Genomic DNA, 24,705 nt, shown 5'->3' on the forward strand with positions numbered 1-24,705 from the left:
TGCGCGCGGTGGCGCTCTCCACCTTCAACCCGTTCACCATGGCCGCCACCCAAGAGAAGGTCGCGGTCGAGATCGAGCACGGCAAGAGCGCCGGAAACATCGTCAATATCGCGGCCCCGCGCGCCCAGATGCAGCGCCCCGAAGGGCTTGAGGACGGGCAAGGCCGCAAGGAATGGCCGCTGCGCCTTGTGCCCTTGCCCACCACCGCCACCGCCGCCGACCAGTGGACGATGACGCTCACCTGAGACGGTTCAACGCCCCTTCAGCGCCCCTTTGAAAGAGAGTTCACCCCCATGTTCAAGATCGACCAGACACCGACCTTCACCCACCGCGTCGAGATCAAGGTGCCCGCCAACGGCGGCCACGAGCTGCAGGATATGCAGGTCACGTTCCGCGTGCTGCCCGACGACGAAATTGAGGCTTTCGACATGCGCACCTCGCGCGGCGAGCGGGAGTTTCTGGCGGCGGCCGTGGTGGGCTTTGACGACGTCGAGGACGAGAAAGGTGCAAAGCTGCCCTATAGCGACGCCCTGCGCGACCGGCTGGTGGGCCTCGCCTATGTCCGCGTGGCGATGATCAACGCCTATTACGCGGCGCTGATGGGGAAACGGGTAAAAAACTGAAATGGGCCGGGCGGGCATGGGCGCGCGGCGACCTGATCGAGGATGACGAGGGGCGCGACCATGACGACGAGGCGCGTTCTGGGCATCGACCCGGGCCAGCTCAATCGTGATCCGTCCGGCCCCGGCTCTGGTGTCTGGCCGCAGAATGTCCCGGCGCTGCGCGCCTTCCTCGCGGTCTGCAATCAATGGCGCACCGTCTCGGCCGGGCTCGCGGGCTTCCGCGTGGTGGGCCTCGACTACACGGCCGCGCGGGCGGGCCTGCGCATGAGCGGGATCAAGGTCACGCCTCAGCTTTGGGCCGAGGTGCAGGTGATCGAAGGCGCGGCCGTGGCCGCGATGCGGGAGAGCTGACATGACATTGGTCGCACGGGCCGAGATCCTCATGGACGCCGACCAGGCGAAGGCGGAGCTGCAGGCCACCGGCACCGCCGCCAAAGGAGCCGCCCAGGACATTCGCGGCGTGGGCACGCAAGGCGCTGCGGCGCGCGCGGCGTGGGCCAGCTTGGGACTGCCGCCCGGACCTCGGCGACGGGTCTCACGACGGCCAGCAGCGCCGCCGAGGTCAACGCGGCGGCGACCCAGAAAGTGGCCTCGGCCAATCGCCTCGCTGCGGGCTCGATGGGCAATCTGGTGGCGCAGGGCAATGACGTCGTGCAAATGCTCATCGCCGGGCAGAACCCGCTGACGCTGGCCGTTCAGCAGGGCACCCAGATCACCCAAGTCATCGGCCCGCTCGGAGCGGCGGGCGCATTCGGGCCTTGGGGGGCGCGGTCCTGTCGATGTTGAGCCCGATCAACCTGATCACCATCGGCGCACTGGCGGCGACGGCAGCCGTGGTCAATTGGTTCATGTCCGCCTCTGAAGAGGCGAGACATTCGCAGATACGGTCGAGGCGCTGGAAACCCGCATAGACAGCCTGAAAGACAAGATCGCCGAGGCCTCGGCCACGCGGCTCGAATTGGCCGAGCGCTTTGGCGAAGGCTTCGTCGAGCGCGCGCAAGACATCCTTGAACCGGATCGTCGAGGCCGAAAAGCGGGGTGGCGCAGCGCGAGGCCACTGCGAGCATCAACAGTTTTATCGCGGAGAGCGGCGTCGATGTCGGTGCCGCGGTTGCGGCGCGTAACCAGAACCCGGCGGCGGCCACGGGATTTGAACTGGGCAACCGACGGGCTGGAATTCGATGTCGCGCGCCAGTTTGAATTGACGGAGGGCCTGTTCGGTCGGCTCCGCGCCGGAAATCGCGCGCTTGTGCAGGAGTTCATCAATGACCTCGCGACGCTGAGCGAGGCGGGCGTCCGGCACCTTGGAGGAACAGCTGGCGGCGCTTACGGCTGTCATTGAAAGCTACGACGCGCTGGCAGTGGCCTCTGGCGAGCGAAACGCGCAAGAAGACGCGCAGCTTCTGCTCCTCCGCCAGCAGCAAATTGAGCTCGCCCGTGTGATCGAGCTGCAAAACAAGACCCCCGCGCAGAACCGCCAGAACGAGGAAATGCTTGCCTTCCTCGAACTGGTAACCAAGGCCACCGGCGAGCAGCTCAAGGCCGAGGCGGCGGCGCAGGCGTTGCTCTCGACGATGACGAGCAGAACGCGGTTGCCGAGGCAATCTTGCGCCATGGGCGCGGACAGCGCCGAGGTGACGCGGCTGCGCGCCCAATTCGCCCTCGACGCCAAGCTCGCGGAGATCGAAGCCTCCGCCGCGAGTGAGACGACAAAGCAGGCCCTGCGCGATGCGGCACAAGCCGCTTTTGATCTCGCCACGGCTGATATGTCGGGGGCACTGGCTGCCGCCGCTAATGAGGCGGCACGCCTCTCTGACGAGGTGCGCCGCGCCGTGGACGGCATGTTCGATCTGGCACCCAAGGCGAGCTTGATCTGGAGATCGCGCGCCTGCGCGTGCGCTTCAAAGACGATCCCGCGCGCATGGCAGAGGAAATCGCGGCCGAGCGTGCAGCGCGCCGGTTTGACGCGGAAACCGAGGCGCTGCGCAAGGATTTTGCCAATCCGGGCGAAGAGTCATTCCTGAATGTTCAAAGGCAGGCAGCCATTGACCGCGCAAGGGAGGCTGCACGTCTCAATGAACTGGCACGCCCCGCGCGCGGCGGATCGGGCGGCGGCGCGCGCGGTGGCGCGACCAATGCCACCTTGCGCGAGCAACAGGCGCTCGACCGGCTGATCGAGAGCAAGCGGCGCGAAATCGAGGCGCTGCGCGAAAGCGACCCGGTGCAACGCGAGATGATCCGCCTGCGCGAGCGCCTGACCGCCGCCACCCCCAAGCAGCGCGCTGAGATAGAGGCCCTTGTCGAGGCCCATGAGAACGAGCGCGTGGCGATGGAGCGCAAGGAGGAGTTTCGCGACGCGGTGGGCGACGTCCTGCTCGAAGCCGAAAGCCTGCGCGACGTCTGGAGCGGGATCGGCGACATGATCATCCGCGCGGCCAAGGAGGCGCTGATCCTTGGCTCCGGGCCTATGGGCGGCCTCTTCGGCGGCAGCGGCATCCTGGGCGGCCTGGTCAACGGCATTGGCGGCGGGCTTGGCGACCTCTTTGGTCTGTTCTCGGGCGGCTCGCTCCTGTCCTTCGCGGACGGAGGCCTGCCCGGCTTTGCCAGCGGCGGCGATCCGCGCGTGACACGCCCCGGCCTCCTTTTGGGCACGGGCACCGGCCGAGGCGACAAGATCCCGGCTTTCGTGAGCGCCGGGGAATTCATCATGACGGCCGAGGCCACAGCCCGCAACCGCGCGGTGCTCGAGGCCATGAACGCAGGAGCCATCATTCCCGGATTTGCCGGAGGCGGCCTCCCCTGCCTGCGCAAGGGCCGGTGCGGCGCAGGCCTCGGGTCGCGCGGGGGCGTCGGGCGACGGTATCACGCGCCTGCGGATTGAGCCTTCGGAGCTTTTCCGCGTCGTGGCCGAAGAGCGCGCACGCTCCGTGGCAGTCGAAGTGGTCGACGGCTTTGCAAATGAAGAACTGCCGGGCCGGGTCGAAGCGATCCGGCGCGATCCATTGGGGAGAGGATGATGGCGGTACAGGATTGGCCCCTTCCGGTCACGGGTTTCTTTGACCTTTTGGGTATCGAGGAGGCCACGTTTTTCCTCAGCGGCGAGAGCACCAATTCGGTCACCGCCGGGGGCGAGGTCATCGTGCATCGGCGCGGCGCGCGGCTTTGGCAGGGCGAGGTGGTGTTGGGCAAATCCGAGCCTGACGTTATCGCCGCCCAAGATACGCTGATCGAAAGCCTGCTTGAGCCGGGCGCATCCTTCATGATCTACGACCGTCGCCAGCTCGCGCCGCAAGACCCGGCTATCCGGCGGGCGTCAACTGGGGCGCACAACCCGTTACGATCAAGAGCCTTGTCCCCGGTAACCGGGAACTGAGCCTTCAGGGCCTGCCGCCGAACTTTACCCTGCGGCGGGGGCAAAAGATCGGCTTTCAATATCTGGCAAGCCCCGTGCGCTTTGCTGTCCACCGGGTCATGAACGCCACGGTTACGGCGGATAGCACCGGGGCCACCGCCCGGTTCGAGGTCTCGCCCTTTATCCGCCCGGAGTGGTGGTCGGGGCCTCGGTGGTCCTTGATCGCCCGCAGGTGCGCGCAAAGCTGCTCAGCTTCAAGCCGGGGCCGGGCCGATCACGGCGTACCGAGGGCGGCAGCTTCAGCTGGCAGCAAACGCTGGGAGGCGGCGTATGAGCTTCGACCTTGCCCAGACGGATCAGTTCGACGAGCGCAGCGGCACCGATGCCCATATCCTCGTTCTGATCGAGCCGCGCGACCGGATCACGGGTGAGATCGTGCCCATGGGGCTCTGGACCGGGGACGATCACCAGACCTTTACCGTCGACGGCGAAACCCATCTCTTTCGGGGCGCGGGCAACGTGATCGAGGTCCCGCCGATCCGCGCAGGCATCGGCCTTGAGGTGCGCCGCCACCGCGTGATCCTGCCGCCGATGACGGATGAGGCCAAGCTGGCGCTGCAGGTTTATCAGGCGGCGCAGGCGCGGGTGCGGGTCTGGTCGCAGCCGCTCGATATCTACACCGGTGCGCCGCTCGGGACGCCACATCGCGTGATCAAGGGGCGTCTCGAGACGGCACCCGAGAACTTGGCCAAGCTCGGCGATCAATCTCGCACAGAGCTTGTGATTTCATCTGCCACGCGCCCGCTCACCTTCCGCCAGCCGCTCTTCAAATCCGATGCCGCACAGCGGCTGCGCGACCCGTCCGACCGTTTCCGCGAACATGCCGCCAGCATCGCCGACCGCCCGATCCCTTGGGGTCAAGAGACGGTCGTGACCGAGCGCCCGTCGCCGCCGCCGCCGCCCAGTCGAGAGGAAAGAAGTAAATGACCGACCGCGCGCTTCTCCTGCGGCAGTTTCTTGACGCGCGGCGCAAGGAGCCATTCCGCCCGAGCCTGTCCGACTGTGCCATGTTCGCAGCCGACTGGATTGCAGAGCTGACCGGCTCTGATCCGGCGGCCCAGTGGCGCGGCCGCTACAGCTCACTGGACGAAGGTCGTGCGCTTCTCTTGTCGGACGGCTTTGCCACTCCCGCCGAGGTTCTGGCACTGATCCTCGTCAAGGACGCAGGCTGGATGCAGGCGCAGACCGGCGATGTCGCCGTGCTGATCGAGGCGGGCGAGGAGGCTATGGGCATCGTCGGCGGCGGGCATATCCATGTGCTGCGCCCCCTGCGGGGCCTGGGCGCGGTGCCGCTTGATCGCGCCGTCAGGATTTACCGCCCATGAGACTGCTCGCATGGATCACGGCGCTCCTGCTGACCTCTACCGCCCCGGCCTCGGCCGGGCCGGTCGCGGCGCTGGTGGCGACAGTTTTCGCCGGAATTACGGTCAAGGCCGTTGCCCTTTTTGCCCTGCGCCTCTTTGCCGGGGTCGGCCTCTCGATCCTGCAACAGCGCCGCGCCCGGCGGGGGCGCAACACGGCATTCGGGCTGCAAGTAACCGCCACCACACGCGGCGAGTTGGAGAGCGAGACGACGATCTCCGGCTTCTACGCCACCAAGGGGCATCTGATCTATCACAACAGCCACGGCCCCAATAACAAGTATTACCAGACCGTGATCGAGCTGGGCGGCCTGCCCCGTGCCGCCTTCAGCCGCGTGATGGTGGACGGCGTCTATTCCGAGCTTGGTGATGAGGAGCATCCCGACTACGGCTTCCCGCTCATCGCCAAGCGCGATCTCGGCGCCGATTTCGCTTGGATCCGGGTCTACGACGGCACCCAAACTGCCGCCGATCCGACGCTTGTTGCGAACTATGCCGAGGATCCGGAAACGCCCTGGACCGAAGCCCATGTCGGGCGGGGCATTCCTTATGCCATTCTCACGATGGAAGTGAGCTCAAAGGTCTGGCCCAATGGCGCGCCGGAGCAACGCTACGAAGAATACGGCGTGCCCTATTACGACCTGCGCCGCGACAGCACCGCCGGAGGCACCGGGCCGCAACGCTGGGAGGATCCCGCCACCTGGGAGCCCACGCGCAACCCGGTGGTCCAGATCTACGGCATCCTGCGCGGCGTTGATCTTTATGACGGATCCGTTTGGGGCGGCGAGGCCGAGGCCGAAGACCTGCCCGGCTGGAACTGGGTGCCCGCAATGAATGCCTGCGACGTGGACGTGGACGGTCGCCGGAAATACGAGGCGGGCTATGAGATCAAATTCGCCGAGGATACGCCCGGCGAGGTGATCGACGAGCTGCTCGCCGCCTGCAACGGGCAGATCGCCGAGTTCGGGGGCTTCTTTTATATTCAGGTCGACGTCCCCGATATGCCCGTGGCCACCATTACCGACGACGATCTGTTGGTGACCGACGCCGCGACCAAGGACCCGTTTCCCGAACTGCTGGAGATCTTCAACCGCGTCACCGCCAAATACGTCTCGCCCGGCGCGCTCTGGAATGGCGTGCCGCTCGAACAGATCAGCAACCCCGCATGGCAAGCCGAAGACGGCATTGTGCGCAACTTCGAGATGGACCTGCCCGCCGTCTTCAATGCCGCGCAGGGGAACCAGCTGGCCAAATCCGCGCTCGAGGATCATCGCCGCTGGCGGCGGCATGCTTGGCCGCTGCCGCCCGATTATGCCGGGCTGCGCCCGCTCAACACCGTCTCGGTGACAAGCGCGTGGAACGACTATGCGGACAAGCTCTTTGAAGTCACCGAGATCGTGCTCGATCTGCACCGCCTGACCGTCGTGGCCTCGCTGCGCGAACGCGATCCGGAGGATTTCGAGATCGATGCGGCGCTCGAGATCCCCGACCGCAGCTCGATCCCGCCCCGCGCGGTGCCGAGCGACGCAGGCCTACCGCTCTTTGATGCCGCCGCGCGCACTGTCACGAATGCAGAAGGCACCCGTGCCCATGCCGTCGTCGACGTCTTCTGGGACGCCTCGGGTATCGCCGAGACCATCAAGGGCATCGCCATCGAATGCCAAAAGCGCGAGACCGAAGAGGAGGTCTGGAGCGTCACTGTGCTCGATGTCGAGCGGGGCCTTGCGACCATCCAGCCGGTGCCGCCCCTCACCAACCTGCGCGTGCGTGCCAAGGCGCTGTCCGACAATCGCCGGGGGACATGGTCGGCTTGGATTTGGGTGACCACGGATGACGTGCGCATCGCGGCGGCCGACCTCAGCGATACGTTGCGCGACCAGTTTGACGCGGCCTTTGCCCTGACCCAATCGCGCCTGGGCGAGGATGGTATTCCGCCGAGCGTCGCCGATCTTTTCGACCGCATCGAGCAGGTGATCGCCCCCATTGGCGTGGCCGACGTGCCGGAGGTGCCGCATGTGGCGCGGCTCGACGGCGCGCTGCTGACAGAGGCGCAGGCGCGCGCCGGGGACGTGCTTTCCGTCGCAGGGGGCGTTCGCGCGGCGCGGGACCGTATCAAATCCTCGGCGCAACTGGCGCTTGAGGCCACCGCGCGGGACTTTCTGGCGCGCGACGAGGTGCGCACCGCACTGGTGGCGGAGATCGAGGGCGCACGGGCCGAGGCCTCGGCGGCGCTCACCGTGCTGGCCGACGGGCAGGCGCAGATCGCGCAGTCAGTCCAGACGCTTCAGACCACGACCGCCGATACCGCAGCCCTTGCCCAGACCGTCGACCAGGCGCGGATCGACGGCGATGACGCGCTGGCCAATCAGATCGCGCTCCTCTCCGTGGGCACGGTCACACAGTTCGACGCCGCCGCAGTCTGGTATTGGGATGCAGACGCGGAAGGGTGGACCGGCGTCACCGCCGCCCCAAGCGTCACCTCTGACGGCTGGCTTGCGCCCGCCTCGGGCAGCGGTGCGGTATCGCCCGCTGGCCTCGCTATCCCCACTCAGACCTATCGACAGCTGCGCGCCCGGTTGCGACGCAGCGGCGCGCCAACATGGGCGGCGCAATTCTGGTGGGCCGCAACTGGGCAGGCGTTTGACGCCGTGCGCCGCGTCGACGTGGCCGAGCCGGAATGGGCGGAGGACGTGGCACTCCTCACGGTCGATCTGGCGTGGTCTGGCACCGTGGACCGCGTGCGGCTGGACCTGCCCGCAGGCGCCGAGATTGACTGGTTGGCCATCGGTCGCCCTGCGCCGGGCGCGTCAAGCGCCGACCTGACCGCCGAACGATCTGCCCGCATCGCGCAGGGGTTAGCACTGGCCGAGGATATCACGGCGCTCGGCTCCGAACTTACCGATCTAGAGGGGCTTGCCACGGGCACGGCGGATGCACTGACCGAGACCAACGCCCGCGTCACCGAGACCGAAGCAGGCGTCGCCACGCTGACCGACGCGGCCACGGCGCTGACCGGCGAGATCGCCGACCTCGAAACCGGCCTCAATCTGGTGGGCGATGCCGTGGACACACTGTCTGTGCGCACCGAACAGCTTGAAGGCGGCGAGCGGGCGCAATCCAACGCCACCCGCGCCGTGCGCTCCCGGCTCAAGCTCACGGGCGCGCAGTCCGTCGAAGGGGCCGCACGCGCGATCCTTGACGGGATTGCGGCGCGCGAGGTGGTGGCGCAGGCGGCCCAAGACCTCAACTCTCGGATAGACCTGACCGAGGATCAAATCCGCATCGTCGCGGCGGCTGTCACTTTGGTGCAGGCGGCCATTCCGGGGCTGGCGACGGCAAATGCTCTGGACGTGCTAACCGCCGAGGTCACAGATATTGGCGGCGCTCTGGCTTCCGTCGCCACGCGCACCTCTACGGTTGAGAGCGCCCTCGATACGCCCGAAACCGGGCTGTTCGCGCGGGTTTCAAACGTCGAGGGCGCGTACGTGACCGCGGAGCAGGCGGTGGCGGCGGTGAGCCAGATTGTCAGCGCCAGATACGCCGATTTTGCTGCGCTGGCCGAGGCCACCGCCTTTGCCGAGGCGACGGCGGACGGGATTTCGGCGGGTTACGTGATCCGGCTGAATGAGGCGGGCGTGTTCGAGGCGGTCAGCGTCAGCGATGGAACCGTTGAAGGGACAAAGATCACGGGTCGCTGGTCCGGCGACTATCTGCGCCTTGACGGCGACGTCGAGGTGACGGGCGATTTTCTGGCGAACAAGATTTTATCCGAAGAGGCTGTTGTCGGGCGGCTGACGGTGACTGAGGAAATCATTGGGCTAGACGCCGTGGGCAGTATCAGCAATACGAGGCGCTCGACCGACAGCGGCGGCTTGGGCACCTCTTACAGCACGGTCCTGACCCATGTTGCAAATCACAAGAACCGCCAGGCCGATAAAAACCTGATCCTTTTTTGCCGGATGCAGATCGAGGGTAGTGCAGCAGCGGCGGGCAATGTTCTTGAATACCGCGTTCTGCGCAACGGCGTGCTGATGTCAGGCGTGCCGCCCCTTAAGCGCGATGTGCGCCCCGGAGAAATGGTGCAGGAGTTTTTCGGGATCAAGCAGCGCACCACGTCGGACGCGGCCAGCACGACCTACACGCTCGAAGCGCGGGTTGCAACCAACGGCGCGGGCATCGCTGCGGTCACGATCAACACCGGCACAGAGATGTGGGCCGAAGAGAAATCAATCGCGGGGCTAGTGTGATGGACGACATTCGCCGGATCCGAAACCAACTGCTGGCCGCGTCAGATTGGACGCAGATGCCTGACGCCCCGCTTGGGCCGGAAACGCGGGAGGCTTGGGCCGCCTACCGCCGGGCGCTTCGCGACGTGACCGAGGGGGTGACTGACCCCGCCCAAATCAACTGGCCTCTGCGGCCGGATCAACAGGAGTGACGCATGACAACCACTTATAACACCGGGACGATCTCCGTCAGCAACGGCAGCACGACTGTCACGGGCGTGGGTACCAACTGGATCGCGGGCGGCATCTTGCCCGGCGATGATTTCCGCGCGGCGGGCCTCACGGTCGAGATTGCCTCGGTCAACAGCGCCACGTCGATCACGCTGGCCCGCGCGTGGCCGGGGACGGGGCAATCCTCGGCCAACTACTCGATCCGCTTGATCGACGCGGGCGAGCGGTCGCTCGTGGCGCTCAACCAGATTGTCGGAGCACTCGGCTCCGGCAACCTCATCAGCCTTGCCGGATTGCCCGGTGCCACGAACAAGATGCCTTACTTCACCGGCGTGGGCGCGATGGCTCTGGCAGACCTGACCCCAGCCGCACGCGCGCTCTTGGCAAGGACGGCGATTGAACAATCCTCGCCTTCTGACGCCACGGTGGGACGGTTGATGGCGGTCGGGGCCTTTGGATTGGGGCCAGCGATCACTTTGGGGTCTGGGGACAATCTCGACAACATTCTGGCGTCCGGGTTTTACTATAACCCGACGGGAGGCAACACGACCGGGAACAATTATCCCATTTCGTCGGCTGGGTCGCTGACTGTTGCGTCTCGGCAGGCCTCGAACACCACACAAAAATTTGTGTCCTTTGCCCCAAACGCCCTCGCATCGGACGTGCGTGAGTTCACGCGGACGCGTGGCTTATCTGGTTGGTCCCCGTGGGTGGAGGTCTTTCACCAAGGCCGTATCCTAGGCACCGTGAGCCAATCGGGCGGCGTGCCGACAGGGGCCGTGATCGAGCGCGGCAGCAATGCAAACGGAGATTACGTGCGGTTCGCGGATGGCACACAGATTTGCGATCATCGTATAACGACCACCACGATTTTCGGCACTTCTGAATCTGGAACGTGGACATTTCCCGCTGCCTTTGCAGCAACGCCGGAATGCGTGGCGACTGCGCAATGGGTAGCTAGCGGCAGCGGTCTTGGTCACCGTTTCAACTCTGGATACGGGACAATAAACACGACATCCGCGATTTGGGGCATACGAGACCTGAGCAGTGGCGGCGCTGGCTCCATCTCTGTCCATCTCGTTGCCCGCGGCCGCTGGTTCTAAAGGAGACATACAATGCAGATTACCCTATCCCCCACCCGCCGCGACACGCCCCTTATGCTAAGCCGCGCTGGCGACACCCTCACTCTCAATGGCGAGGTGTTCGATTTCTCGCCACTGCCCGAGGGCGCGACCCTGCCACCCGAGGCCATCGCAAGCGACTGGTTCGCAGGCCCGGTCGAGCGTGTGGGCGGCACGCTGCGCCTCACGCTCGTCCTGCCGCACGGGGCCAACGCGCCGCAAGAAACGCTCTTTCCCGCACCCCTCACCCTTACGGGCAACGGCCCCGTGGCCCTGCCGCCCTATGAGTTGGAGATCCCCGATGCAGATTGATTTCGCCCAAGCCGTCACCGCCGAGGCCAAGGCCCAAGCCGCCGCTCTGGCGCGCGCCACCGCGATCAAGACCGACTGCCGCGCGCGCATCCTTGCCGTCGGCTCCGAGACCACGCAGATGAACATCGCTCAAGCTGGGATCGTGTTCATGGCCGCTGTGCTGGACGGTGTGCCCCGCGCCGATGCTCTGGCTGCGTCCGGCCTGATCGAGGGCGATCTGGAACTGGCGCAAAGTTGGAAAGCATGGGTCGCCGCCATGCAGGCCGAGTGCCGCCGCGCGATCGAGACAGGCGACGATCCGGTCTGGCCAGAGGTGCCTGTGGGCGTCGCGGACCTTGCCGCGCGCTTCTGATCCAAAACCACAGGAGGCCCCGAGCGTGCCGGAGGGCACGCCCGGGGACGCGGGGCCAGTCGCCAAACAGTAACCCCGCCGACCAGGCATAACCTCATGGCCGCTCCCTGCCCAAAGGGGCGGCGGGACTATGAGGCGATTCGATTTGGAAGGTCTAGAACTGCGTTGCTGCGCATGCGGCCGTTTGCTATTTAAATACGAGAGAGGCGCGCGGATATCCGGCATCTCGATCAAGTGCCCAAGATGCCGGGCCATGAACACACCGAGGCCAAGAGCCCTTCCCCCAAAGCGCGATGCGCAGAGAGAAGGAGCCAAACTTGGCAAGATCGTCCACCCTCCCGAAACCTGAGCCGCCGCCCGGTGCGCCGGGCCTGCCCAAGGGCACCCGCTACCGGCGGCAATATGGCGTGATCGTCCTGCTCGAGGACGAGGCCGCCCAAGTCGACGCCTTTGGCCGGTTGCGCCGCCAAGGCTTCAAATGCCGCGTGGTGGTGACATGAAGCTCGCCATTCATCACGCCAGCCCGATCCCCGACACCTATCGCGCGGCCCGGGTCGCGAGCCTCTTCAACGTCGAGGGCGACGCGGATTTCCGCATCGAGGTCGAGGCCGATCTCTTGGCCCGCCCGTGGCAGATCGGCCTCATCGTCGGCCCCTCTGGCACTGGCAAATCCTCGCTCGCCCGCGCGGCCTTTGGGGCGCAGCTTGATCCGCGCCCCTGGCCCGAGAGCGCTCTAATCGACGCGATTGATCCCGAGGGGGAATTCGACGCTGTCGCGGCCGCCCTCTCAGCCGTGGGCCTTGGCACCGTCCCGAGCTGGCTCCGCCCGTATCCTCACCTGTCCACCGGCGAGCAGTTCCGGGCTGAGCTCGCGCGCATTCTGGCCGAGCGGCCGAGCTTTGCCATCCTCGACGAATTCACCTCGACCATCGACCGGCGCGTGGCCCAGATCGGGGCCGCCGCCTTTGCCAAGGCGTGGCGGCGCGGCAAAGGCCAGTTCGTCGCCGTCACCTGCCACGAGGACGTGGTGTCCTGGTTGCAGCCCGATTGGGTGATCGACACCCGCCGGGCCGAGTTCCGCTGGAGGCGTCTTCGACGGGCACCGCGCATTGCCATGGACATTCACCAGACAGACGGCTCCTCCTGGCCCGCCTTTGAGCCGCATCACTACCTGAAGCTGCCCCGCATGATCGCGGCCAATTACTACGTCGGTTTCGTCGACGGCGCACCCGTGGCGCATCTCGCCGTCTCGACCCGGCCGGGGCTGGTCGAGGGCCGCGCCTGTCGCCTCGTCGTCATGCCCGAGTGGCAGGGCGCGGGGCTGGGCCTGCGCTTTCTCAACGAGGTCTGCGCCCTCTGGCGGCGCGGCGTGAACCGCTATGACAAGCCAATGCCGATGCTGTTTCACACCTCGCACCCCGGCCTCGCTGCAGCGCTCCGCCGCGATCCCCTCTGGGCGCAGGTCTCGGCCATCCTCTACGCCCAGTCCAAGGAACGCAGCATGAAGACCCTCGCCGCCGCCCGGGCGCGTCGCGGCCTGAAGCCCGCCGGGACCGGCTACGGCGGCCATTTCCGGGCGGTGCAGGGGTTTCGATATGTGGAGTGAGGGGTAGGTGAAGGGGGCGTTAAATGCCCCCTTTAAACGCGCGGCGCAGGGCCGCCCGCTAAAAACGCGTTGCTGTAAACTTCAGTGTAATTCACTGCAAACTTCGCCGTCACGCTACACTCGCTGTAGGGTTACACCTTAGTTTACAGTGATGCCGGAAGAACCAAACTGACGCCGGACTTTGCCGGATAGGCCAATGAAATAAGGGGTTTTGCGGGCGGGCTGGGCGGGCAAGGGCGGGGCGCGCGAAGTTTGCAGTAAACGGGCAAATTCGCCCAAAAGAGCGAAAACGGGGCCGACGAGGAAGGCGGGCGACGGACGCGCTCAAAAGCGCCCAAACCCCATTAAAACAGGGTTTAAACGGCTCTTTCAGGGGCGTTTAGAGGGCGACATCGAGGCTCTCGAAGGGTCCGGAACTGCGAAGTAGCGCGCGCAGTTCGGTTTTGACTTCGCAGAAAGAGAATATCGCTTTAAAAACAAAGGGTATGGTGTTTTCACCATACCCTAATCCGAAGCGCTAACTGCGAAGTGATTTCACGCTTGGCCGCGCCCACGCGCCGCGTCTAGACGCCGCGACAAATCGGCGAGGTCAGCCGAAATATTCGCCGCCGTATTAGGCTCTAACCCTCCTGCATGCTCTAGGCTTCCGGAGACCGAGCTTGGGATTTCATCCAGCGCCGGGTTTAGTGAACTTGGCGCGATGAGCGCGTCGCGGATATCGACAAGTATGGATAAGGCTCGGTCAAAGGCCAGAAACAGCACCCCGACAATAGAGACGGATACTGCAGGTACAATGAAGAAGACTTCTTCGCTGACAAAAAACGCAACAATGCAGAGAAATGACGCCGCGAAACATGCGTATGCAGCGTACCTTAAAGCAGCCATTTTGAGCTCCTAAGTAATGTTGTCTTTGCCTTACCATTCATGCGCCGACCAGACAATCTCGCCCAGTATACGGAGGCGGTTCATGTCGTCGCCGTGCCGCGTTTCAGTGGGGTGTGCGGGGTTATCGGAGGTCAAGATGACCAGCTGGCCGGGCACGTGTTCCACGCGCTTGACGCGGGCGCTGCCGTCGACGTCGACGAACGCGTAGACGTGGCGGTTGCGTACCGAGGTGCGGCGCTCGTCGATCATGACCAAGTCGCCGTCGTGCAGGGTGGTTGACATGCTGTCGCCCGCGACCGTCAATAGGCAGGCCTGCGCAGGTGCGATGCCCCGCTCGCGGAGCCAGTCCAGGCGAAAGGCCAGCGCGCCTTGCAAGCTCACGTCGCCGTTCATTGCCCCAGCCCCTGCCGCTAGCCGCGCGTCCACGCGCGGGATCGCGGCGAAGTCTTCGTGGTCGATCTGAGTGGTGTACACCGTGCCGGTCTCGCGTTTTGGGCCGATATAGAAATCGAGGTCGAGGGCTTCGGCTATCTCGCGAGCACGGTTTAAAGTTGGGCCGTCTTGCTTCTCACTTCGGAGAACATTCCTGATCGCGTCGCGTGGCAAGCCACGCTCCTGCTCTACGGTAAATGCCCGTTTATCAAGCTCTTCTAGCCGCTGCCGAACGATGTCGGCAAATGATTGTTCGAGGGTGTTCATGATTCGGTGACTTTACCGAAAAAATACCCGCTTGCATATCGGTAAAGTTACCACTAGTTTAATCGGTAACGTTACGGAGGCGAGCATGAATGAACTTCAGTTACTAGCGCTGGCGAGGGCCCTCGCGTCGCACAGGGGGCTCTCCCTATCGACGGTCTCAACCTACGCCGCGAATGACGGCAAGTTCTTCGGAAGTCTTGCGGCCGGTAGCGGGTGCACGGTCAAGCGCGCGGCGGCGCTGCTCGCATGGTTCGATGAAAACTGGGACCGGGACCTCGAATGGCCCCGCGACATCCCCCGCCCATCCAGCAAACAGGAGGACGCCGCATGAGCCCGCGCCCCATGTCCGGAACCGGCTTCGTTCTGGCCTTTGCCTTTGCCCTGGTCTTCTGGGCCGTGGTTGCCACGGGCCTGTCTGTCGCGGTGCTGCGCCAAGGTGCCGCCCCTGAAACACCCCCTTCAACACAGGATTTAATGTGATGCGGCTTTCCGATCTCATTCCCGATGCGGGCCAGTTGCAGGCCGAGATTGCGGCCATACCGCAGGTGCAGCGCGTGGCGCTGGCGCTGCAATTGGTGCGCGATATCGACGAGCCGTGTTGCGCGTTGCCGCTGATGCGCCTGAGCCGCTTGGCCGAGGACCATCACCTGTCGATCCGCAGGGAAGCGTTTGTTCGGGAGCGTGCCCGATGATCCGCCGCCTTGCCCATAAGTTTCGTCTCCGCGCGCGTGCTTGCCTGTATGGCGCGCGGTTCCTGCGCTCCGGCCGTGCCCAGTCTGCTTGCTCCGGCCGGGGCGTTTTTTCTGTCATCGGCGATGTGGTGGGGGCGCTGGCGCTGTTCGCCGTGCTCTTTGGCGTCGCCAGTTTTGGTGGGTGAACGGGATGTGCCTGCATGTTAAAAAATGGGGCCACGGCTATGCCGTTTTCCGTGGCAAGGATCGCGTCTCCGGCGCATTCAGCAACCGCGATGTCGCCCTGCGCGCCCAAGACCGCATGGAAGACGAGGCGGCCAAGGCCAAGCATGCCCGCAACCGCCCCTGCCTGACCTGCGGCACTGAGTTCTGGTCGACGGGACCGGGGCATCGCATGTGCGGCGACTGCCGCGCCAATTGCGCCGGGCTTGACGCCCAGATGGTGGGCTGATGCATCACGCGCCGCTCACCTCGCCCCGCCTGCAACGGGTGCTTGCCGTCCTGAAGGATGGCCGCCCGCATACCACGCGCGAGATCGTGCGGCGGGCGCATGTGGTGGCGGTGAATAGCTGCATTTCCGAGCTGCGCGCCAACGGCGCAGAAATCCTCTGCACCCGCGAACGCAAAGCTGACCGGCTGATCTGCCGGTACACAATGACGAAGGCCCCAGAATGATTGAACGTCTCACCACAATAACCGAATTGCCCGTGTCTGAAATCGGGATCGAAGGCCGCCTGCGCGAGGTTTCGCCAAGCGGCGTTGCTACATTGGTCGAAGCGATCCGCGAGAATGGGTTTGTGGGCCGGATCACGGTGCGTCGCAAGAAGGACGGCGACTATGTGCTCGACGGCGCGCACCGGCTGACCGCGATGCGCGAACTTGGGGCCGAAACGATCCCCTGCGACGTGGTGCGCTGCTCGGACGCCGAGGCGGCAATGTTCGAGATCGACGGCAACCTTGCCGGGGCCGATATGAGCACGCTCGACGAGGCCTATTTCCTCGCGCGGCGGCGTGAGGCGGTCCAGAAGCTACACCCGGAAATGAAACAGGGGATGGCCGGGGCGGCGGCGCGTTGGTTCGAACTGAACTTTAGTTCACTGGCACTGAGCATCGCCGAAAAGCGTGGTATCACCCCGCGTCAAGTCTACAAGATCATGGCCGCCGGGTCAAAGCTCGACCCCCGGGATTACCAGCTGTTGCGCCGCGCGCCCAAGCCCATCGCGCTCTCTGATCTGATCGAGATCGGCAAGATCGAGGAGACGGTTGAGCGCTACGACGTGGTTGGGGCGCTGTCGGCTGGCACGGTAAAGAGCGCCAAAGCCGCCCGCAAAGCCTATCGCGCTGCGCGCGGTGAGGCCCCCGCCGCTGCCAGCCCCAAAGACGCTACCCTCGCGCGCCTCTTGGACGCATGGGACCGGGCGGGCAAGGGCGCGCGCATGGCTTTCCTAGAGGAGCGCGGCGCGGAGGTTGCGGCGCTGTTCAGCGAGCTTGAGCAAGGGGGCGCAGCATGACTGGGCCAGCCCCCGCGCAAGAGTGGTGGAATGCCGCAGAGTTGGCCGAGGCCGGGCTGCCCGACCTGCCGGAAACCGTGCGCGCCGTGCAGCTGATGGCCGAGCGCGAGGCATGGGCGCGGCATCCGGGGAAGGCGCGGCGTCGCAAAGGGCGGGGCGGCGGGTTCGAGTATCACTGGAGCATCTTGCCACTGCGCGCCCGGATGCGGCTTAGCGCCGGTCTTGTCGCGGCCCCGGCGGATAAGCCGGGCACAGGCGCGGCATGGGAGCGCTATGCGGCGGCGGGCGACAAGGCGCGCGCCGAGGCCGGGGCGCGGCTTGGGGCAATTGCCGAAGTCGAACTGCTGGAAGGAGCCGGGCTGACCCGCTCGGCCGCTGTGCGCGAGGTGGCGCGCAAGCTGGGGCGGTCGGAGAAATCTCTCTGGAATTATCTCGGGCTGGTCGAGGGCGTCGCGCGCGCTGACCGTCTGGCTTACCTGATCGACGGGCGCGCGGTACGGCGTGCTCCCACCCAGCGGGGCGATATCGCCCCCGACTTTCTGGCGCTGGTGCGCAGCGATTGGCTGCGCCTGTCGCAGCCCTCACTCACCAGTTGCTATGACCGCGCCGTGCGTGTCTGGACCTCCGAGCGCCGCAACAGCACCGTGCCGCCCCTGCATCAGGTGCGCCGTTGGCTCAAGGCCAGCGTCTCGGCCCCAACAGAAATCTACCTGCGCAAAGGCGAGGAAGCGCTCCGCCGTCTCTATCCCGCGCAGGTGCGCAGCAAGGCTTTCATGGTCCCGCTGGAATGTGTGCAGGGCGATTATCACAAGTTCGACGTCTTTGTGAGTTGGCCGGGCTACGACAAGCCCGTGCGACCGCAGATGATGGTCTGGTCGGACGTCTATTCCGGCAAGCTTTTGGCGTGGCGGCTATCGCCGACGGCAAATAGCCATACGGTGCAATTGGTCACCGGCGATCTGATCCGGACCTATGGCATCCCGCAATCGGTTCTCATCGACAATGGCCGGGAATTCGCCGCCAAGGCGATGACAGGAGGCACGCCCACACGGTTTCGCTTCAAGATCACCGATGAGGATATCCCCGGCCTTCTGCCCCTTTTGGGCGTCGATATCCATTGGGCCACGCCCTATTCGGGGCAATCCAAACCTATCGAGCGCGCATTCCGTGATCTCTGCGACCGGGTGGCCAAGCATCCCGCCTTTGATGGGGCCTATACCGGCAACAAGCCGGAGGCCAAACCGGAGGATTACGGCACCCGCGCCATCCCGCTCGACGAGTTCCGTCTCGTCCTCGAGGAAGAACTCGCACATCACAACGCCCGCCCGGGGCGGCGCAGCGAAGTGGCCATGGGACGGTCGTTCAACGAGGTGTTCAACGAGGGCTACGCCAAGGCGACAATCAAACGCGCGACCGACGAGCAGCTGCGCCTCTGGCTCCTGCGGGCCGAAGGCGTGCGGGCCAAGACCGGCAATGGCGCTCTGAAGCTCTACGACACGGAATACTGGTCCGGGTGGATGTACCGGATCGCGGGCGAAAAGGTGGTTGCGCGGTTCGACGCGGATGATCTCACGGCGGGGCTGGAAGTCTACAATCTGGCGGGCCACTATCTTGGCCACGCCGCCTGTACCGAGGCGGCGAAGTTCTTCGACGTCGAGGCCGCACGCGACCATGCGCGCAAGCGTGGGGCGTGGGCCAAGGCACAAAAGGCCGAAGCCAAAGCGGCGCGCGAACTGTCTGCGGCAGAGGTCGCGGCCCGGGTGCGCGCGGCGTCAGGTTTGGCGGCAGACGAACCGCTGCCTGAGGCGCAGGTGCATCAACTCGCCACGCCACATAAGGCCGCGCCCAAGCGGCAACGGCGCGCCCAAAGCGCCGAGGAAATCGAGCATCTGGCCGAGATTGAGGCCCGGGTTATGCGGCTCGAAGAGCATCGCGCCCGGCCCGTCGACCCGGTCGACGAAGACCCTGCCGCCGTGTTCGCCCGCGCCTGTGCCCTAGAGCGCGCGCGAGATGAGGGTGAGGCGCTGACGCAGGCACAAGCCGACTGGCTGGCCGACTACCAGCAGAGTTCTGACTTCCGCGCCCAGCTGCGCATGGCGCGCCATTTCGGTGCCCAAGAGTAACAAGAAAAGGAGAGCAGTATGACACCTTCCATTGCGCCCCTGCGAAACGTCGCGGCCCTGATTGGCCTTGTCGAACGTGTGCAGACCCGCGCCTTTGGCCTGCCCGGGATGGCCACGTTCTATGGCCCCTCCGGCTGGGGCAAGACCACCGCCGTGACCGTCGCGGCCAATGAGTATCAGGCCCATGTTGTCCAGGTCAAAGACTGCTGGACGCCGACCTATCTGGCGCAAGCAATCCTGCGCGAAATCGGCCTGCCGCCCCAACGCGGGGTGGCCGCCATGGTCGACGCCATTGGCGCACAGCTTGCCCGCAGCGACCGCCCTCTGATCATCGACGACGCGCAATACCTCCTGCGCAAGCGGATGGTCGAGTTGGCGCGCGATATCTACGAGAGCAGTCAGGCCCCGGTCATTCTGGTCGGCGAGGAAAAGCTGCCGCAGGATCTGACCCGTTGGGAGAACATCCACAACCGCCAACTCGCGTGGGAACCGGCGCTCGCCTGCAACCTCACGGACGCGGAGAAACTCGCCCCGATCTACGCGGCTGGCGTCGACGTGGCCCCCGACCTGCTTGGTGCCATCGTGGCCGCCTCGGGTGGCTCGATCCGCCGGGTATCCACCAATCTGGCGCGCGCCAAGGAACTGGCCATGGGCCGGGGGCGGCGTCTGGCCGACCTCGAGCTTTGGGGTAACCGCGTTTTTGACACCGGCCAGCCTCCGGCGGTGCGTCGGGTCGACGATTTCCGCCCGGTGGCCCGGCCTGAGAAGCGGGAGGACACGGTCGTACCTCTGGCGAAGATCGCGAAGGAGACGCGCGAATGAAGCCTTTCCGCAGCACAATGGAACGCCACACTTGGGACCGTGTCAAAGGCATGCAGGAATTCCACTGGACCGATATCGCGGCTCTTGGGGTGCATGACGACACCGCGCAGAAGTTCGTGCGCCGCTGGGAGCGCGCGGGCCTCGTGAAATGCATCCGCAAGGACATGCACCGCAAGATATTCCGGAGCGTCGAGTTGAACGCGGCGAGTTTGGCCGCGCCCGAGGTGCAAGACGGCGTCCCGACCCCCGAGGGCAATATGTGGCGCGCGATGCGGCGGTTGGTCCAGTTCGGCCCGACGGATTTGGCCGCGCATGCCAACGCAGGCGGGGTCGAGGTCTCCGTCGAGAAGGCCCGCGCCTACTGCCGTCAGCTGCTGGGGTCCGGCCATCTGAAAGTGAGGCAAACGGCGATCATTGGACGCCGTGAGGCGATCTATCAGTTGATCGAGGACAGCGGGCCTTTCCCGCCGAAAGCCGTCCGCCTCGCGGGGGTTCTCGATCCCAACACCGGGGCCTTTGCCCCCGCGAAAGGCGGTGCGGTATGATCTCTGTATCCCTCCCATTTTTGGGGTGGCTTGCGACCGTAATGATGATCTTTGCCTCCGGAAAGTTCTTGCAGGAGGGCGCGCGCCGATACGAGCGCGGAGACCCTTGGCAAATCAAGACCTTCATCGGCGTCGCACTGCAACTCATGTCCGTCGTCTACCTTGTGCTTGGATACCTGATCGGGGGTGCCGCGTGAGCGCGCGTGACACCGCCCGGGAATTCTGGGGCGAGGCCATGCCGGATTGGGTGGCCGCCTTGGCGCGGGCCTGCGACGAGACCAGCCAAAACAAGGTCGCGCTCAAGTTGGAACGCAGCGCAACGCTTGTGTCGAACATCCTGCGCAACCGCTACCCCGCCGACACCAGCATCGTCGAGGACCTTGTGCGGGGGCATTTCATGCGCGCGGTGGTCGACTGCCCCGCCTTGGGCGAGATCGGCAAACAGGTCTGCCGCAAGTGGCGCGGCAAGGCGGCAAACTTCGAGAATGTGAACTCGCAGACCGTCACCATGTACCGCGCCTGCAATCGGTGCCCCATCCACAAGGGGGCCGACGATGACGCGGCATGACGACAGCCTCGATGCGCCGGTGAGGGAGCTTGCGGCGCAGGCGGTGCCCGCCTCAGAGATCGCGCGCCGCCTCGGGGTCACGACGCAGCGCGTCCACTCCGTGCTGCACTACCTGCGCCGTCACGGGATCTCGTTCCCGCCGGTTCGGCTTGGGAAGCCTTGCGGGCCTCAGGGCGCACAGTTGACCCGGCTCAACGCTGAGGTCCGCGCCGCCCTCGAGCCGCATGCCATCGCGCGCGGGATGGAAACCAAGGCGCTCGCCGTCCGCATCCTCGACGTCGTGATCCGCGACGGTTTGATCGACGCCATTCTCGATGACAAGGAGACCGAAGTATGAACGCCCCCGAAATCGCCCGCTGGAGTCCCGACGAGATGCTGCGCCTTGCGGCCTCGGGCGTGGCCAAGGTGGATCTCCTTGGCCCGCGCGGTAGCACGCTTTGCTCGATGGACGAGATCGCCGCCATGGCCGCCGTCTGCGCGCTCCATGGCGTGGGTCCAAGCCTCCTTTCAACACCCCCTTCAACAGGAGAGTAGCGGTGCTGGATTTCTACCTCCTTGCCCGGTTCAAACTCGGATCATGGATGCTGCATCGGTCTTTGGACGTGATGCCGCGTTGCAGCCTTCGAGACACGCTGCGGATGGCCGTCGCGCAGGCCTATGCCTTCGAGCGCGAGCAATTCGAAACACCCCCTTCAACAGGAGAGTAAAATGTCTGAATTCACCCCCCATCCGGTGCCGTCAGGCATCATCGAGGAGAACGGCCGCCGCAAAATGGTCGACGCCAAGGGCCGCGAAGTGCCGCTTGATCTCGTCCGTCCGCAGGACCAGTTGCAAGACGAACAGGTGCGCAAGATCGCTGGGTATGCGCTGGCGCTCAGCGACCAGCTCCGCCGGTTCAAGGAACACACTTTCGACGACATCTCGGATTTCGGGGCCATCCTCGCGCAGGAGTATGGGACCAGCGTCGGCGGGGCCAAGGGCAACAAGACGCTGACCACCTATGACGGGCTCTTTCAGGTGCAGGTCCAAGTGCAGGACCGGGTGGACTTCGGCCCCGAGTTGCAGATCGCCAAGGGCCTGATCGACGAGTGCCTCAATGAATGGTCCGCCGACAGCCGCCCGGAAATTCAGGCCATCGTGACGCGCGCCTTCAACACCGACAAGGAAGGTCAAATCAACCGCGCCGAGATCTTCATGCTCCTGCGGCTCGACATCGCCGACGCGCGGTGGAACCGGGCAATGGACGCCATCCGCGACGCCATGCGCGTGGTGGGCAAGGCGACTTACGTCCGCGTCAAGCACCGGCCAAACACAGAGGCCCCGTGGCAGACGGTGGTTCTCGATCTGGCGAAGGTCTGAGGGGATGGGTAGTTCCGCCGCGTCACTCGGCCTGCTGCACGGCCCAGTTCAAAACGGTCCCGACATTGGCGGTGGGATTGCTAGTGCAACTGCGCGCGTATCTCTCGACAAGAGGCGGTTGGCTCCGGTCTTTAAACTCGATGCCCCGCTTCAGGCCAGCGTAGAACAGAACTGCGTCACCTTTCAGCAGGCCCGGATCGCGCAAGAACGTCAGAAATGCTACGCAGCTTGCGTCGAGATACTTGGAGGCGGCGCTGTCGGTTATGTCAGCTTTGACAGGTGCCGCCACGGCTATCAGCAGGATTGTGAATGCTCTGATCATTTGAACTCCTCCGTTTCGGCGAGCCTACACGCGGTGTCGCCGCCATACAATTTGACAATTTCAGCGAACCGCTGCATTCTGATCTCGTCCGAAAGCGAAGTAGCTCTCGCCCGGGCCTCGATACCGAAGGCGGTTACGCCCCGACACGGCGTCTCATCACATGAGACGATCCTTCTCCGGGTGCCCCGCGTGCATGTCCAGGGCTCACGCCTAAAGACGTGGGGAGGCTGTCCTTCGGCAGTCGAGCTAACACCCGGGGGCTGTGTGCCCCCGTAACCGAAGGAACGATCAAAAATGACTTCCCACGACAGCCGAATACCGACCATTCTGGACATTCAGGACAAGGCCTTGCTCTTGCCGGGACGCCCGCAGTTCTGGACGTCGCACCATATGGCGGGTTTCTATCAAACGACCCCGGACAATGTTGTTCGGCAATTCAGGCGCAACCCCAACCGGTTTCCCGACGATTTCTGGTTCGAGCTTCGCGAGGGCGAAGTGCAGGTTTTGGTCCGTCATTTTGGCGGACCAAGCCGCGTGAACCGTGGTGTTCTGATCGGCTTCACGAAGGCCGGGGCGTTGGCACTGTCTGGGGTTTTGAAAACGCCGGTCGCGGATGCAGTTTCGGTGCAGATCGTCCGCGCCATTGTCGCGATGGAAGAGCAGGCGATTTCGGACGCAAAGCGCATGTTGCTCAAGTTGCGCAGCGACGTCTTTCAGAAGAAGCCGATTTACAATCGGATAAAGGTCTACGTCGACGCCGGTCTGAGCTTCGACCAGCTCTGGCGGGACACGAATTACAGCCGGTTCAAATTGGAGCAGGCGGCGCGCGAGATGCTGGCGCAGGGTCTCATCCCGCATCTGCCCACGGGCATGCAGCCGGGGCTGTTCGACAATGCCTGATCCCCGCGACGAGGTGCACGAGGTCACCACGGCCCTCTGGGGCGTGGTCAGCCTGCTCACCATGGCCGACGAGCCGGTTGACCGGCGCGGCTTGGAATACCTGCTGCGCCTCATCTATGACCGGCTGGAACCTGCAAGCGAGGCGCTGCAAGACTTCCAACCGCGCCAGTGACCCCGCGCGGCCCCTCTCACGGGGGGCCGCCGCATGAACCGCGCGCTGCAACAGCTGATCTTCGCCGCCTGCCGCCAGCTGGGCCTCGACGAGGACGCGCGCCGCGACTTGCAGGTCAGCGTCACCGGCAAGACGTCGTTGCGCGACATGAACGACGGCGAGTTGAAGCTGATCGTCAACCGGCTGAAGCAGGCCGGGTTCGAGGACAAACCCCGCAATCCGCGCCACAAGCCTGCACCGCGCGCCGATCTGCGCATGATCCATGTGCTTTGGCGCAAGCTCGGCCAGTCGGGCGCGCTGCGCGATCCCTCCCGCGCCGGGCTCAACAAGTTCATTCGCGCCCGGTTCGGAGGCGTCTGGGGATCGGTCCCGGCCGACGTCGACATGCTGCGCGAGTGGCAGCAGATCGACGACGTCATTCAGGCGCTCAAATCTTGGGGCCAGCGCCAGAACATCGACTTCGATTGGGAGGATCACCGCCGGTGAAAAAGCCGCGCCACCCCGCCTCTGACCATGCCGTGATCCGCTATCTCGAGCGGGTCAAGGGCGTGGATATCGACGCGGTGCGCCGCGAGATCGGGCGCGTGGTGGAGGAGGGTCTCGAGGCCGGAGCCTGCGGCGTGATCAGCGGCGGATTCGTCTACAGGATCGAGGGCGGATGCGTTGTGACCGTCACCCGGCGTCATACGCAGCCCCCGGGGCGGCGACGCAAGAAGACCCAACCATGACAGAGGGCGAGGTTTTTACCCCGGTCCAGATCCGCCCCTACGTCGAGGCCCTCGGCGAGGCAGACGCGGTCGAGTTCCTCCTCGAGTTTGGCGGTGCCGAGCTTTACCTCGGGCGCAACCCGCGCCGCAGCCGTG

General features: G+C 65.1%; 40 protein-coding genes and 1 pseudogene. 38 read left to right on the plus strand and 3 right to left on the minus strand.

What is annotated here, in order from left to right; translation table 11 throughout:
• From ACLGGT_RS21280 to ACLGGT_RS21365, 18 genes and pseudogenes are all read left to right on the plus strand, one after another.
• Positions 1 to 245 (plus strand): annotated as a pseudogene (locus ACLGGT_RS21280) (phage tail tube protein); the annotation flags it as partial.
• A 48-nt stretch (positions 246 to 293) separates the two neighbouring features.
• A complete protein-coding gene (locus ACLGGT_RS21285) occupies positions 294 to 623 on the plus strand; it encodes a hypothetical protein (RefSeq protein WP_437195555.1) in 330 nt (109 codons plus the stop codon).
• A gap of 60 nt (positions 624 to 683) precedes the next feature.
• Positions 684 to 974 carry a DUF1799 domain-containing protein gene (locus ACLGGT_RS21290; protein ID WP_437197613.1) on the plus strand — a complete coding sequence of 97 codons (291 nt, stop codon included), beginning with the start codon at positions 684 to 686 and terminating at the stop codon, positions 972 to 974.
• A 141-nt stretch (positions 975 to 1,115) separates the two neighbouring features.
• A complete protein-coding gene (locus tag ACLGGT_RS21295; protein ID WP_437197615.1) occupies positions 1,116 to 1,409 on the plus strand; it encodes a phage tail length tape measure family protein in 294 nt (97 codons plus the stop codon).
• 364 nt (positions 1,410 to 1,773) lie between these two features.
• Entirely contained in the window at positions 1,774 to 1,965 is a 192-nt protein-coding gene (locus tag ACLGGT_RS21300) for a hypothetical protein (protein ID WP_437197616.1), read from the plus strand.
• A gap of 19 nt (positions 1,966 to 1,984) precedes the next feature.
• Complete coding sequence (locus ACLGGT_RS21305; protein ID WP_437197617.1) at positions 1,985 to 2,647, plus strand: hypothetical protein; 663 nt, start codon at positions 1,985 to 1,987, stop codon at positions 2,645 to 2,647.
• Complete coding sequence (locus ACLGGT_RS21310; RefSeq protein WP_437197618.1) at positions 2,545 to 3,504, plus strand: hypothetical protein; 960 nt, start codon at positions 2,545 to 2,547, stop codon at positions 3,502 to 3,504. Before ACLGGT_RS21305 ends, ACLGGT_RS21310 begins: the two co-directional genes overlap by 103 nt.
• Positions 3,505 to 3,639: 135 nt before the next feature.
• Positions 3,640 to 3,996: a hypothetical protein gene (locus ACLGGT_RS21315; RefSeq protein ID WP_437197619.1), complete on the plus strand. Its 357-nt coding sequence runs from the start codon at positions 3,640 to 3,642 to the stop codon at positions 3,994 to 3,996.
• Positions 3,997 to 4,305: 309 nt separating this feature from the next.
• Entirely contained in the window at positions 4,306 to 4,962 is a 657-nt protein-coding gene (locus ACLGGT_RS21320; protein ID WP_437196626.1) for a hypothetical protein, read from the plus strand.
• Positions 4,959 to 5,360 carry a DUF6950 family protein gene (locus ACLGGT_RS21325; RefSeq protein ID WP_437196628.1) on the plus strand — a complete coding sequence of 134 codons (402 nt, stop codon included), beginning with the start codon at positions 4,959 to 4,961 and terminating at the stop codon, positions 5,358 to 5,360. Before ACLGGT_RS21320 ends, ACLGGT_RS21325 begins: the two co-directional genes overlap by 4 nt.
• Positions 5,357 to 9,643: a hypothetical protein gene (locus tag ACLGGT_RS21330; RefSeq protein WP_437196630.1), complete on the plus strand. Its 4,287-nt coding sequence runs from the start codon at positions 5,357 to 5,359 to the stop codon at positions 9,641 to 9,643. The genes ACLGGT_RS21325 and ACLGGT_RS21330 overlap by 4 nt, the downstream gene beginning before the upstream one ends.
• A complete protein-coding gene (locus ACLGGT_RS21335) occupies positions 9,643 to 9,834 on the plus strand; it encodes a tail fiber assembly protein (protein WP_437196632.1) in 192 nt (63 codons plus the stop codon). Before ACLGGT_RS21330 ends, ACLGGT_RS21335 begins: the two co-directional genes overlap by 1 nt.
• 3 nt (positions 9,835 to 9,837) lie before the next feature.
• A complete protein-coding gene (locus ACLGGT_RS21340; protein ID WP_437196634.1) occupies positions 9,838 to 10,956 on the plus strand; it encodes a pyocin knob domain-containing protein in 1,119 nt (372 codons plus the stop codon).
• A gap of 12 nt (positions 10,957 to 10,968) precedes the next feature.
• A complete protein-coding gene (locus ACLGGT_RS21345) occupies positions 10,969 to 11,286 on the plus strand; it encodes a hypothetical protein (RefSeq protein WP_081507111.1) in 318 nt (105 codons plus the stop codon).
• Positions 11,276 to 11,638, plus strand: a complete 363-nt coding sequence (locus tag ACLGGT_RS21350; protein ID WP_437196635.1) for a hypothetical protein — start codon at positions 11,276 to 11,278, stop codon at positions 11,636 to 11,638. The genes ACLGGT_RS21345 and ACLGGT_RS21350 overlap by 11 nt, the downstream gene beginning before the upstream one ends.
• Before the next feature lie 130 nt (positions 11,639 to 11,768).
• Entirely contained in the window at positions 11,769 to 11,987 is a 219-nt protein-coding gene (locus ACLGGT_RS21355; protein WP_437196636.1) for a Com family DNA-binding transcriptional regulator, read from the plus strand.
• Positions 11,956 to 12,138, plus strand: coding sequence for a hypothetical protein (locus ACLGGT_RS21360; protein ID WP_437196637.1), 183 nt, complete (start codon positions 11,956 to 11,958; stop codon positions 12,136 to 12,138). Before ACLGGT_RS21355 ends, ACLGGT_RS21360 begins: the two co-directional genes overlap by 32 nt.
• Positions 12,135 to 13,244: an ABC transporter ATP-binding protein gene (locus tag ACLGGT_RS21365; protein WP_437196638.1), complete on the plus strand. Its 1,110-nt coding sequence runs from the start codon at positions 12,135 to 12,137 to the stop codon at positions 13,242 to 13,244. The genes ACLGGT_RS21360 and ACLGGT_RS21365 overlap by 4 nt, the downstream gene beginning before the upstream one ends.
• Before the next feature lie 534 nt (positions 13,245 to 13,778).
• Here the strand turns inward: ACLGGT_RS21365 and ACLGGT_RS21370 are convergent.
• Positions 13,779 to 14,129 carry a hypothetical protein gene (locus ACLGGT_RS21370; protein WP_437194788.1) on the minus strand — a complete coding sequence of 117 codons (351 nt, stop codon included), beginning with the start codon at positions 14,127 to 14,129 and terminating at the stop codon, positions 13,779 to 13,781.
• Between the two features lie 30 nt (positions 14,130 to 14,159).
• Positions 14,160 to 14,828 (minus strand): S24 family peptidase, encoded by a 669-nt coding sequence (locus ACLGGT_RS21375; protein ID WP_437194787.1) that lies wholly within the window; start codon positions 14,826 to 14,828, stop codon positions 14,160 to 14,162.
• An 85-nt stretch (positions 14,829 to 14,913) separates the two neighbouring features.
• Between ACLGGT_RS21375 and ACLGGT_RS21380 the strand changes: the two genes are divergently transcribed.
• Genes ACLGGT_RS21380 through ACLGGT_RS21455 form a run of 16 tightly spaced genes read left to right on the plus strand, consistent with a single transcriptional unit; the run spans position 14,914 to position 22,448 of the window.
• Positions 14,914 to 15,159 carry a hypothetical protein gene (locus tag ACLGGT_RS21380; protein WP_437194786.1) on the plus strand — a complete coding sequence of 82 codons (246 nt, stop codon included), beginning with the start codon at positions 14,914 to 14,916 and terminating at the stop codon, positions 15,157 to 15,159.
• On the plus strand, positions 15,156 to 15,308 hold the full coding sequence (locus ACLGGT_RS21385) for a hypothetical protein (RefSeq protein WP_437194785.1): 153 nt from the start codon (positions 15,156 to 15,158) through the stop codon (positions 15,306 to 15,308). The genes ACLGGT_RS21380 and ACLGGT_RS21385 overlap by 4 nt, the downstream gene beginning before the upstream one ends.
• Complete coding sequence (locus ACLGGT_RS21390; RefSeq protein ID WP_437194784.1) at positions 15,308 to 15,520, plus strand: hypothetical protein; 213 nt, start codon at positions 15,308 to 15,310, stop codon at positions 15,518 to 15,520. The genes ACLGGT_RS21385 and ACLGGT_RS21390 overlap by 1 nt, the downstream gene beginning before the upstream one ends.
• Positions 15,517 to 15,705 carry a hypothetical protein gene (locus ACLGGT_RS21395; protein WP_437194783.1) on the plus strand — a complete coding sequence of 63 codons (189 nt, stop codon included), beginning with the start codon at positions 15,517 to 15,519 and terminating at the stop codon, positions 15,703 to 15,705. Before ACLGGT_RS21390 ends, ACLGGT_RS21395 begins: the two co-directional genes overlap by 4 nt.
• 5 nt (positions 15,706 to 15,710) lie before the next feature.
• Positions 15,711 to 15,971 carry a hypothetical protein gene (locus ACLGGT_RS21400; RefSeq protein WP_437194782.1) on the plus strand — a complete coding sequence of 87 codons (261 nt, stop codon included), beginning with the start codon at positions 15,711 to 15,713 and terminating at the stop codon, positions 15,969 to 15,971.
• Complete coding sequence (locus ACLGGT_RS21405) at positions 15,971 to 16,195, plus strand: helix-turn-helix domain-containing protein (RefSeq protein WP_037268626.1); 225 nt, start codon at positions 15,971 to 15,973, stop codon at positions 16,193 to 16,195. The genes ACLGGT_RS21400 and ACLGGT_RS21405 overlap by 1 nt, the downstream gene beginning before the upstream one ends.
• Positions 16,192 to 17,031 (plus strand): ParB N-terminal domain-containing protein, encoded by an 840-nt coding sequence (locus tag ACLGGT_RS21410; protein WP_437194781.1) that lies wholly within the window; start codon positions 16,192 to 16,194, stop codon positions 17,029 to 17,031. The genes ACLGGT_RS21405 and ACLGGT_RS21410 overlap by 4 nt, the downstream gene beginning before the upstream one ends.
• Positions 17,028 to 19,154, plus strand: a complete 2,127-nt coding sequence (locus ACLGGT_RS21415) for a transposase domain-containing protein (RefSeq protein ID WP_437197620.1) — start codon at positions 17,028 to 17,030, stop codon at positions 19,152 to 19,154. Before ACLGGT_RS21410 ends, ACLGGT_RS21415 begins: the two co-directional genes overlap by 4 nt.
• A gap of 18 nt (positions 19,155 to 19,172) precedes the next feature.
• Positions 19,173 to 19,976, plus strand: coding sequence for an AAA family ATPase (locus tag ACLGGT_RS21420; protein WP_437194779.1), 804 nt, complete (start codon positions 19,173 to 19,175; stop codon positions 19,974 to 19,976).
• Positions 19,973 to 20,521 (plus strand): hypothetical protein, encoded by a 549-nt coding sequence (locus tag ACLGGT_RS21425; protein WP_437194778.1) that lies wholly within the window; start codon positions 19,973 to 19,975, stop codon positions 20,519 to 20,521. Before ACLGGT_RS21420 ends, ACLGGT_RS21425 begins: the two co-directional genes overlap by 4 nt.
• Positions 20,518 to 20,718: a hypothetical protein gene (locus ACLGGT_RS21430; RefSeq protein WP_437194777.1), complete on the plus strand. Its 201-nt coding sequence runs from the start codon at positions 20,518 to 20,520 to the stop codon at positions 20,716 to 20,718. Before ACLGGT_RS21425 ends, ACLGGT_RS21430 begins: the two co-directional genes overlap by 4 nt.
• Positions 20,715 to 21,089: a hypothetical protein gene (locus ACLGGT_RS21435; protein ID WP_437194776.1), complete on the plus strand. Its 375-nt coding sequence runs from the start codon at positions 20,715 to 20,717 to the stop codon at positions 21,087 to 21,089. The genes ACLGGT_RS21430 and ACLGGT_RS21435 overlap by 4 nt, the downstream gene beginning before the upstream one ends.
• A complete protein-coding gene (locus tag ACLGGT_RS21440) occupies positions 21,076 to 21,426 on the plus strand; it encodes a hypothetical protein (protein WP_437194775.1) in 351 nt (116 codons plus the stop codon). The genes ACLGGT_RS21435 and ACLGGT_RS21440 overlap by 14 nt, the downstream gene beginning before the upstream one ends.
• Positions 21,423 to 21,623, plus strand: coding sequence for a hypothetical protein (locus ACLGGT_RS21445; protein WP_437194774.1), 201 nt, complete (start codon positions 21,423 to 21,425; stop codon positions 21,621 to 21,623). The genes ACLGGT_RS21440 and ACLGGT_RS21445 overlap by 4 nt, the downstream gene beginning before the upstream one ends.
• A 2-nt stretch (positions 21,624 to 21,625) precedes the next feature.
• Positions 21,626 to 21,796 (plus strand): hypothetical protein, encoded by a 171-nt coding sequence (locus ACLGGT_RS21450; protein WP_437197621.1) that lies wholly within the window; start codon positions 21,626 to 21,628, stop codon positions 21,794 to 21,796.
• A gap of 1 nt (position 21,797) precedes the next feature.
• The gene (locus tag ACLGGT_RS21455) at positions 21,798 to 22,448 is read left to right on the plus strand and encodes a DUF3164 family protein (protein ID WP_437194772.1); all 651 of its coding nucleotides are present in this window, start codon (positions 21,798 to 21,800) and stop codon (positions 22,446 to 22,448) included.
• A gap of 22 nt (positions 22,449 to 22,470) precedes the next feature.
• On the opposite strand, the gene ACLGGT_RS21460 is transcribed toward ACLGGT_RS21455, so the two are convergent.
• A complete protein-coding gene (locus ACLGGT_RS21460; RefSeq protein WP_437194771.1) occupies positions 22,471 to 22,770 on the minus strand; it encodes a hypothetical protein in 300 nt (99 codons plus the stop codon).
• Positions 22,771 to 23,064: 294 nt separating this feature from the next.
• Between ACLGGT_RS21460 and ACLGGT_RS21465 the strand changes: the two genes are divergently transcribed.
• The 4 genes from ACLGGT_RS21465 to ACLGGT_RS21480 are packed head-to-tail and all read left to right on the plus strand — an operon-like array spanning position 23,065 to position 24,570.
• The gene (locus ACLGGT_RS21465; RefSeq protein WP_437196613.1) at positions 23,065 to 23,670 is read left to right on the plus strand and encodes an ORF6N domain-containing protein; all 606 of its coding nucleotides are present in this window, start codon (positions 23,065 to 23,067) and stop codon (positions 23,668 to 23,670) included.
• A complete protein-coding gene (locus tag ACLGGT_RS21470) occupies positions 23,663 to 23,842 on the plus strand; it encodes a hypothetical protein (protein WP_437196615.1) in 180 nt (59 codons plus the stop codon). Before ACLGGT_RS21465 ends, ACLGGT_RS21470 begins: the two co-directional genes overlap by 8 nt.
• A 33-nt stretch (positions 23,843 to 23,875) precedes the next feature.
• On the plus strand, positions 23,876 to 24,328 hold the full coding sequence (locus ACLGGT_RS21475; protein WP_437194769.1) for a gp16 family protein: 453 nt from the start codon (positions 23,876 to 23,878) through the stop codon (positions 24,326 to 24,328).
• Complete coding sequence (locus ACLGGT_RS21480) at positions 24,325 to 24,570, plus strand: hypothetical protein (RefSeq protein WP_437195520.1); 246 nt, start codon at positions 24,325 to 24,327, stop codon at positions 24,568 to 24,570. Before ACLGGT_RS21475 ends, ACLGGT_RS21480 begins: the two co-directional genes overlap by 4 nt.
• Positions 24,571 to 24,705 lie beyond the last annotated feature (135 nt).

The sequence above is a fragment of the Roseovarius sp. MS2 genome (assembly GCF_051447875.1).
Lineage (GTDB): Bacteria > Pseudomonadota > Alphaproteobacteria > Rhodobacterales > Rhodobacteraceae > Roseovarius > Roseovarius mucosus_A.

Coding starts and splice junctions, on each gene's coding strand:
- ACLGGT_RS21285 (WP_437195555.1), top strand. CDS start 294: ATGTTCAAGATCGACCAGACACCGACCTTCACCCACCGCGTCGAGATC.
- ACLGGT_RS21290 (WP_437197613.1), top strand. CDS start 684: ATGACGACGAGGCGCGTTCTGGGCATCGACCCGGGCCAGCTCAATCGT.
- ACLGGT_RS21310 (WP_437197618.1), top strand. CDS start 2,545: ATGGCAGAGGAAATCGCGGCCGAGCGTGCAGCGCGCCGGTTTGACGCG.
- ACLGGT_RS21315 (WP_437197619.1), top strand. CDS start 3,640: ATGGCGGTACAGGATTGGCCCCTTCCGGTCACGGGTTTCTTTGACCTT.
- ACLGGT_RS21320 (WP_437196626.1), top strand. CDS start 4,306: ATGAGCTTCGACCTTGCCCAGACGGATCAGTTCGACGAGCGCAGCGGC.
- ACLGGT_RS21325 (WP_437196628.1), top strand. CDS start 4,959: ATGACCGACCGCGCGCTTCTCCTGCGGCAGTTTCTTGACGCGCGGCGC.
- ACLGGT_RS21330 (WP_437196630.1), top strand. CDS start 5,357: ATGAGACTGCTCGCATGGATCACGGCGCTCCTGCTGACCTCTACCGCC.
- ACLGGT_RS21335 (WP_437196632.1), top strand. CDS start 9,643: ATGGACGACATTCGCCGGATCCGAAACCAACTGCTGGCCGCGTCAGAT.
- ACLGGT_RS21340 (WP_437196634.1), top strand. CDS start 9,838: ATGACAACCACTTATAACACCGGGACGATCTCCGTCAGCAACGGCAGC.
- ACLGGT_RS21345 (WP_081507111.1), top strand. CDS start 10,969: ATGCAGATTACCCTATCCCCCACCCGCCGCGACACGCCCCTTATGCTA.
- ACLGGT_RS21350 (WP_437196635.1), top strand. CDS start 11,276: ATGCAGATTGATTTCGCCCAAGCCGTCACCGCCGAGGCCAAGGCCCAA.
- ACLGGT_RS21355 (WP_437196636.1), top strand. CDS start 11,769: ATGAGGCGATTCGATTTGGAAGGTCTAGAACTGCGTTGCTGCGCATGC.
- ACLGGT_RS21365 (WP_437196638.1), top strand. CDS start 12,135: ATGAAGCTCGCCATTCATCACGCCAGCCCGATCCCCGACACCTATCGC.
- ACLGGT_RS21370 (WP_437194788.1), bottom strand. CDS start 14,129: ATGGCTGCTTTAAGGTACGCTGCATACGCATGTTTCGCGGCGTCATTT.
- ACLGGT_RS21375 (WP_437194787.1), bottom strand. CDS start 14,828: ATGAACACCCTCGAACAATCATTTGCCGACATCGTTCGGCAGCGGCTA.
- ACLGGT_RS21380 (WP_437194786.1), top strand. CDS start 14,914: ATGAATGAACTTCAGTTACTAGCGCTGGCGAGGGCCCTCGCGTCGCAC.
- ACLGGT_RS21385 (WP_437194785.1), top strand. CDS start 15,156: ATGAGCCCGCGCCCCATGTCCGGAACCGGCTTCGTTCTGGCCTTTGCC.
- ACLGGT_RS21390 (WP_437194784.1), top strand. CDS start 15,308: ATGCGGCTTTCCGATCTCATTCCCGATGCGGGCCAGTTGCAGGCCGAG.
- ACLGGT_RS21395 (WP_437194783.1), top strand. CDS start 15,517: ATGATCCGCCGCCTTGCCCATAAGTTTCGTCTCCGCGCGCGTGCTTGC.
- ACLGGT_RS21400 (WP_437194782.1), top strand. CDS start 15,711: ATGTGCCTGCATGTTAAAAAATGGGGCCACGGCTATGCCGTTTTCCGT.
- ACLGGT_RS21405 (WP_037268626.1), top strand. CDS start 15,971: ATGCATCACGCGCCGCTCACCTCGCCCCGCCTGCAACGGGTGCTTGCC.
- ACLGGT_RS21410 (WP_437194781.1), top strand. CDS start 16,192: ATGATTGAACGTCTCACCACAATAACCGAATTGCCCGTGTCTGAAATC.
- ACLGGT_RS21415 (WP_437197620.1), top strand. CDS start 17,028: ATGACTGGGCCAGCCCCCGCGCAAGAGTGGTGGAATGCCGCAGAGTTG.
- ACLGGT_RS21420 (WP_437194779.1), top strand. CDS start 19,173: ATGACACCTTCCATTGCGCCCCTGCGAAACGTCGCGGCCCTGATTGGC.
- ACLGGT_RS21425 (WP_437194778.1), top strand. CDS start 19,973: ATGAAGCCTTTCCGCAGCACAATGGAACGCCACACTTGGGACCGTGTC.
- ACLGGT_RS21430 (WP_437194777.1), top strand. CDS start 20,518: ATGATCTCTGTATCCCTCCCATTTTTGGGGTGGCTTGCGACCGTAATG.
- ACLGGT_RS21440 (WP_437194775.1), top strand. CDS start 21,076: ATGACGCGGCATGACGACAGCCTCGATGCGCCGGTGAGGGAGCTTGCG.
- ACLGGT_RS21445 (WP_437194774.1), top strand. CDS start 21,423: ATGAACGCCCCCGAAATCGCCCGCTGGAGTCCCGACGAGATGCTGCGC.
- ACLGGT_RS21455 (WP_437194772.1), top strand. CDS start 21,798: ATGTCTGAATTCACCCCCCATCCGGTGCCGTCAGGCATCATCGAGGAG.
- ACLGGT_RS21460 (WP_437194771.1), bottom strand. CDS start 22,770: ATGATCAGAGCATTCACAATCCTGCTGATAGCCGTGGCGGCACCTGTC.
- ACLGGT_RS21465 (WP_437196613.1), top strand. CDS start 23,065: ATGACTTCCCACGACAGCCGAATACCGACCATTCTGGACATTCAGGAC.
- ACLGGT_RS21470 (WP_437196615.1), top strand. CDS start 23,663: ATGCCTGATCCCCGCGACGAGGTGCACGAGGTCACCACGGCCCTCTGG.
- ACLGGT_RS21475 (WP_437194769.1), top strand. CDS start 23,876: ATGAACCGCGCGCTGCAACAGCTGATCTTCGCCGCCTGCCGCCAGCTG.